Annotated in this window: 5 protein-coding genes and 2 pseudogenes; 5 read left to right on the forward strand and 2 right to left on the reverse strand. The window is 38.8% G+C overall.

Going from position 1 to position 6,112, the window contains the following annotated elements; translation table 11 throughout:
- The first annotated feature begins 59 nt into the window (after positions 1 to 59).
- Positions 60 to 503, forward strand: coding sequence for a c-type cytochrome (locus tag QMA00_RS04065; RefSeq protein WP_076920758.1), 444 nt, complete (start codon positions 60 to 62; stop codon positions 501 to 503).
- A 72-nt stretch (positions 504 to 575) separates the two neighbouring features.
- Here the strand turns inward: QMA00_RS04065 and QMA00_RS04070 are convergent, their stop codons facing one another.
- Positions 576 to 1,286, reverse strand: coding sequence for a VC0807 family protein (locus tag QMA00_RS04070; protein ID WP_076920746.1), 711 nt, complete (start codon positions 1,284 to 1,286; stop codon positions 576 to 578).
- 290 nt (positions 1,287 to 1,576) lie between these two features.
- Here QMA00_RS04070 and QMA00_RS04075 point away from each other — a divergent pair, with 290 nt between their 5' ends.
- The 4 genes and pseudogenes from QMA00_RS04075 to QMA00_RS04090 all read left to right on the forward strand — a co-directional run bounded on the left by QMA00_RS04075 (position 1,577) and on the right by QMA00_RS04090 (position 4,839).
- Positions 1,577 to 2,320 carry a transporter substrate-binding domain-containing protein gene (locus QMA00_RS04075; protein ID WP_254843609.1) on the forward strand — a complete coding sequence of 248 codons (744 nt, stop codon included), beginning with the start codon at positions 1,577 to 1,579 and terminating at the stop codon, positions 2,318 to 2,320.
- A gap of 113 nt (positions 2,321 to 2,433) precedes the next feature.
- Positions 2,434 to 3,765 (forward strand): MFS transporter, encoded by a 1,332-nt coding sequence (locus tag QMA00_RS04080; RefSeq protein WP_013465793.1) that lies wholly within the window; start codon positions 2,434 to 2,436, stop codon positions 3,763 to 3,765.
- Positions 3,766 to 4,037: 272 nt separating this feature from the next.
- Positions 4,038 to 4,229: pseudogene (locus tag QMA00_RS04085) on the forward strand (sigma factor-like helix-turn-helix DNA-binding protein); the annotation flags it as partial.
- Positions 4,216 to 4,839: a hypothetical protein gene (locus QMA00_RS04090; protein ID WP_076920747.1), complete on the forward strand. Its 624-nt coding sequence runs from the start codon at positions 4,216 to 4,218 to the stop codon at positions 4,837 to 4,839. The pseudogene QMA00_RS04085 and the gene QMA00_RS04090, both read left to right, overlap by 14 nt.
- Positions 4,840 to 5,141: 302 nt before the next feature.
- Here the strand turns inward: QMA00_RS04090 and QMA00_RS04095 are convergent.
- A pseudogene (locus QMA00_RS04095) lies at positions 5,142 to 6,056 on the reverse strand (cation:proton antiporter); the annotation flags it as partial.
- Positions 6,057 to 6,112 lie beyond the last annotated feature (56 nt).

A 6,112-nucleotide genomic window follows, 5' to 3' on the forward strand; every position in this document is an offset into this window, starting at 1 on the left:
TTATGGCTATGGTTTATCAATTGCCGCTCACTAAACCAATGAAAGACAAAGGAGCTACCATGAAATATACATTAATAATTTTATGCTTAATTGCACTTGCAGGCTGCGATAGAGGCGTTGATTCTCCAAGGGGGTTTAGCTTACCAGAGGGAAATGCTGAAAAAGGTAAAGCCGTTTTTATTAAGTATGAGTGTTTGGCATGCCATACGCTTGCAGGTGTAGAAGATGACAGTATAAAAAAACATGAGGATATTTCTATCAGACTAGGCGGAAATAAAACCAAAATAGTCACTTATGCTGAGTTAGTTACATCGGTTATTAACCCTTCGCACCGCTTTTCAAGGCCTTACAGAGCTGATGCTAGAACCCCCGATGGAGCATCTAAAATGACGGTATTTAACGATACCATGACCGTTTCTGAACTCACTGATTTAGTGACCTTTTTACAACCAAATTATAATCTTATTCCTTATCATAGAACGAAGTACTCAGATTACAAATAAATACTTATAAGTAAACATCAACAAAAAAGCCGTTATTAAACAACGGCTTTTTATTATAGATTATGTATAACCCTATTCAGCATTAACCATGTCTTCAAACTTTATACCGGTTAATTTAGTTAGTACTTTAATTACATAAACAAAAATACCAATGAGCATGAGCATAGACGGAATAGCAATTACCGGATAACTCAGTAATGTCATTTCACCAAGCTGTTCGTTAAATTCAACGGAACCTGCAGGGCTGGTAACAATCCATTTGGCAAGGATGTAATTCATCGTAGATGAAAACACAAAGGTCAGCGCTAAGAGGTAATTAGCATTGGTGAATTTTTGTTTAAAGCTTTGTGTATTGCCTCGTGCATCTAAGGCATCGTAAATAGTATCTAGCTTAAATAAAAGTGAGTTTAATAAAAGTTTGGCTAGCAGGGGTTTACCAAAAAAGCCCGACATCAGCACGGTAAAACCAATGATTGCCGGAATAGCTGCTTCTTTAATGGCTAACCACTCAACGTTTAGCTCAAACAAGGCAATACCACCGGTAAGCAAAGTACTTAAAAAGCCTAAAAGCGAGATGAAGTTTAATGAGCCCGCTTTTATAAAATCATAAATACCGTAACTAATAGGGAATATAAGCGCGACAATTAAACCAGCCACACTGCCTAAATATTCAGGGCCAGAAAACTTCATTAAAATGACTGAAGGGATGATGATATTAAATACTATTTCGATAAGCGGATTATTTTTTTTACGCTTATTTACGGCTTGATTATCACTGGTCATTTTTAATTCCAAAAAATATTACTGCTGCCATCAATTTTCTCCTTTGTGGAGTAAATAATGCTAAAGATTGCTTCATTGCATAATACCCGCAATGCGCTCGCTATTCTAGCATGGCACTTAGTCGTATTATTTTATTATGTAGCGCTTACTCTGCAGTAAAATAGGTATAAATTGAGACGTTAATTAAATCACTAGTCGTATTTTCAGCCCTCAAAGACTATATTAGAACTACAAAAAATAAATTAGTTTAAAGTCATGCTCAGTGGTAAGTATTTATCTACATCGTACTTTTGGTTATTTTTATTGGTGGTTTGTGTGCATCAAAAGGCCGCTGCCAAACAAATTATTGCTGTTGCCGAAAATTAAGTGGACTGTTTCAACACGCTGCTAATAATCAACACCAAGGGGTTTATCATGCGTTATTAACCAAAGCACTCGCAGATACAAAACTGAGTGATCAATACATAATTGAAGTCATGCCAATGAAACGCGCTAAGCTTGAGTTTTTAAAACAAACTGTTGCTTGCTATGCACCAGGTGAGGACACCTTTGATGGCTCAGAAGGAATGGCTTTACCTAAAAACATTTTACACAGCACACCTTTTAACAAAGCACTGATCAAAGTGGTTTCTAATAACCCAGAACGGATTATTTCAAACGTAGGCCAAATTAATAACAGCGATATTATTAGCATTGTTCGGGGGGTACCCAGTAGTCGTGAGTTAGATAAAATAAAAGAAAAAGCCAAAATAGTAATTGAAGTAAATAGCGAAATGGAAAGCTTACAACTTTTATTACTCGGGCGAGTAGACTTAATATTAGCGTTTTACCCCGATATTAACTTTGCCTATAAAGAGTTAAATATACACCCCCACCTACCCTATAGTAATAACTACTCACCGGTGAGCATTAACGATAATATTATTTGCCACCCAAGCTATAAAAAAGACTTTGAAAAAATAAACAAAAAAATTACCGAATATCTGCAAAACGGTGAAATAGAAATATTATTAAATGATTATTTTATTCATTAACCTCTATTTAAAGCCTGCATAGGGTTGCGCCATATAAAACTCCCTTTTACAGCTTGGAAAACCTTCTCGCTTGCTCTAGTATCTAGTTGTCTTAGCTCATAATTTGCATTTTAATGAAATCATTTCCGTCACTGTACTTTGCCAATTTATTTTTAATTATTGGTACCGGTTTACTTACTACCTATTTAGCGCTTTATTTAGGTAAACAAGGCACGTCTACGTTTTGGATAGGCTTAATGACCTCGTGTTATTACCTTGGCTTATTACTGGGTTCAAAACTTGGGTATCATCTTATTAAATCGGTGGGTCACATCAGAACCTTTGCAGCAAGTACTGCGGCGGTTACTGCCTGTGTGGCTGCTCACGGGGTGAGTGATAATCTTTATATATGGTTAGGCCTTAGGCTTTTTGTTGGCTTAGGTATGATGTGTAATTACATGGTGCTAGAAAGCTGGCTGAATGAACAGTCAGCCCCCGAATCCCGAGGTCGGGTATTCTCGTTTTATATGATCACTTCATACTTGGGCATGATTTTAGGGCAATTAGCGCTCGCACAATTTCCTGAGCTAGGTTATGCGCCGCTATTTTTAGTGTGCATGGCGTTAGCAATCGGCATTATTCCTATTTCTATCACCCGTAGAATTCACCCAAAACCCTTAAAACCCATAAAAATGAGCCTATTTGATTACGCTAAAAAAGTGCCACAATCGCTTACTGCGGTGCACTTTGCAGGCATTATTAATGGTAGCTTTTATGGTCTAGCACCTATTTTTGCCAAGTTATCAGGCTTTAACGCCGCTGAAATTGCTATTTTCATGTCGCTAACTATTTTAGCCGGCCTGCTAGCCCAGTGGCCAATGGGCATGCTTTCTGACCGTATTCGCCGCAGTTTATTAATTCGTACTAATGCCATAGCTATAGGCATTGTGAGTTTGGCATTGTTTTTATTACCAAGCTCACAGTTAATTGCTTACATACTCACCTTTATATTTGGTTTGTTTGCCTTTACTTTATATCCGCTTTGTTCGGCACTGGCCAATTCGCGAGTTGAAGACGAAGAACGCGTAGGCGTGTCATCAGCATTATTGGTTGCTTTTGGCGCTGGGGCAGCAATAGGCTCAACAGTTAACGCACAGATCATGAGCTACTTTGGTCACCAAGCATTGTATGCGTCTATTTCGCTATTAACCGTAACCATGTATTTATTACTCACGTTTATTAATTCTAAACAAAAAGTAGAACAGCCTGAACCCAGTGATTATGTGGTCGGTACGTCCGATGTAACTAACTCACCACTTGCTGCCACTATGGATCCGCGTATTGAAGAAACCACCGCACAAGATCAAATGTTGGTTGTGGATGATGAAGAAATAAATGATGCGTTTTTTGAACATCCCCAAGGGGAGCTGTTTAAAGATCTAGGAAACGAGCAAAAAAGTGCATAGCGCTTACGCTATGCACTAACAACAACTAATGAACGCTCAATAGCGCTTCACTTTCAGCCTCAATTAAATGAAGTGTTTCAAAAGTTAGTCAACAAAATTAGAGAAAATATCAATAATTTTTAAGCTAATAATAGCAATAACAAACACCTAACAATTAACGTTGTTTACAATTAAAAACAATAATAATTACATATTAACCACTTTTTGTTTATAAATGATCTCGGAACGGATTCTTGAACAATGTCATAAGCTTATCAGTGTAAACACATCTCCAAGCGTTCGATAGCGCACTCAAGCAACTGAGCTTTGTGCAACGCGAAGCCATTACCTTACAACAAGAAGGCTTTAGCCTTGCCGACATAGAGCTTATAACGCAAAGCAACCATGAGAGCGTAAAAACAAGGCTGCGCTATGCCAAGCAAAACCTTAAACGTTTATTAGGAGCAAACAATGAACAAGCCTGATGAGCAGTTTGATCAAAAGCTCACTCAACACTACAAAGAGCGAAAAGCACGCACTACACTCAGCGCTTCTCAGCAAAAAGCGTTACTTAATAATGCCAGCCATAAAAAGCCTTCAAGGCTTAGTTTTACGCTACAGTTAACCAGCCTTGCCTGCGCACTGGGCGTATTCGCATTTATTGTGTTTGATAGTAACGAGGGCATTAACTACGCACCTAAAACGGTGCTTAACAGCTCATTTAAAACTATAGACATTCACGACTATTCAATTATTAAAACCCACGAAATAAACCCATCGGGCAGTTACACAAGCGCCATTACCGAGCAAAAACACGCACTCGATACTCAACATGCTAATAGCTTGCGCTTACACCAACAACGCCACATAGAATACGGCACGCTCGTAAAGGTTGATAACGACTGGTACATAGCCAGCTGTAATGACGAGGTACTGGTACAAATTAAGCAGTCGCTCTTAAGTGATTTAAAGGGAAGGCACGCAGTGGAAAGTAATATAAATACCGGTGATATGCTCGCTATGGCGCATAACGGTAAAGGGCAGATTATTGCGCTTAAACATGCGGGAACTGGAGTTAGGCAGTGTGGGGTTTAGATTACATTGAGTTTATTCATCTGAATCTATTTTCTAGCATAGGTATACCAAGGGTTCGAGAAGATTAAAAAGTTTAATTTGTGTAAGATAAAGGAAAACAGAATAAAGTATGAATAAGCCAAAGGAAAACTATGGATAATTTTAAACACTACCGTAAACGCCCGACGCGCTAGCAAGCTAAGCGCCTACAAAACAGTGTATATGCTTGGCTTTAAAGCGGTGAAATATATTGGCGATACGTTGGGTTTCGTGTCACTCAACCCAACCTACGTCACTAATATCTTACAAATCAGCGTTAATGACTACTGCTTTAAAAGTCGTTGTTCTGGATTGTGTAAGTATTTTAAGCCGATGGTCACTATACGTGTATGCACCATTGTTATAACGCGTAGTTGAACATTACCAATAACCACAATTGAGCCTTTACTGATTTCTCCTGAGAGCTTTTGGTTGATCACCTCTTCCAAGCTTATACCCTCTGGCGCGTCTATTTTCATGTGGTATGAGTAAAATATATCGCCTACTAGCGTAACCCCTTTCACTTTAAGTTCGTTGCGCGCTAAATGACTGTCTTGGTGGTTTGTTTTATCGGTTGCTGTAAAAACTAAATCAACAAAAGGTCTGTTATCGGGTTTTAAAACAACAAATAAATGATCGTTTGGTTTTAGTTTTGTTGAGCCGCGTGGCGGTATGATTGAAGGCCCTCGTGTGATCATGGCTACAACTACACTTTCTGGCAGTGCAGCATGAGACAAACTGCGCCCAGAAACGCGAGAAACATCACTTAACGTGTACTCTACAATTTCTATATCAATATCATTTAAGGCGGTAATTTCGAGCGTTGCAGCTGCTAAATCGGGTGGCGGCTCTATTAAACTTAACTTTTTAGCCATCCAAGGCATAGTTGAGCCTTGCAACGTGGCCGAGATTAACACCACGAAAAAAACCACATTAAAAATAAGCTCCGCCCCTGAAAGGCCAAACAACAGTGGGAATATAGCTAAAATAATCGGCACTGAGCCTCTTAGCCCCACCCAAGATACAAATAAAGTTTCGCGATTATTAAAGCCAAATAATTTCAAAATTGGCGCTACCGCTAGTGGGCGAGCAACAAAAATAAGTGCCAGAGCAATTAACAACCCTTCTAACCATACATCAACCAACGACGAGGGATTAATTAAAAGCCCTAACACAACAAACATGGTTATTTGCCCAAGCTGCGTAATACCATGATGCCGATCGCTCAATACCATTCAAGCCGATCACTTTTTTG

Origin of the sequence: Pseudoalteromonas sp. APC 3694 (genome assembly GCF_030407565.1) — a bacterium.
Lineage (GTDB): Bacteria > Pseudomonadota > Gammaproteobacteria > Enterobacterales > Alteromonadaceae > Pseudoalteromonas > Pseudoalteromonas tetraodonis.

Excerpts from the sequence above, each read along its gene's own strand:
- QMA00_RS04080 (WP_013465793.1), top strand. The coding sequence starts at position 2,434 with ATGAAATCATTTCCGTCACTGTACTTTGCCAATTTATTTTTAATTATT.
- QMA00_RS04065 (WP_076920758.1), top strand. The coding sequence starts at position 60 with ATGAAATATACATTAATAATTTTATGCTTAATTGCACTTGCAGGCTGC.
- QMA00_RS04070 (WP_076920746.1), bottom strand. The coding sequence starts at position 1,286 with ATGACCAGTGATAATCAAGCCGTAAATAAGCGTAAAAAAAATAATCCG.
- QMA00_RS04090 (WP_076920747.1), top strand. The coding sequence starts at position 4,216 with ATGAACAAGCCTGATGAGCAGTTTGATCAAAAGCTCACTCAACACTAC.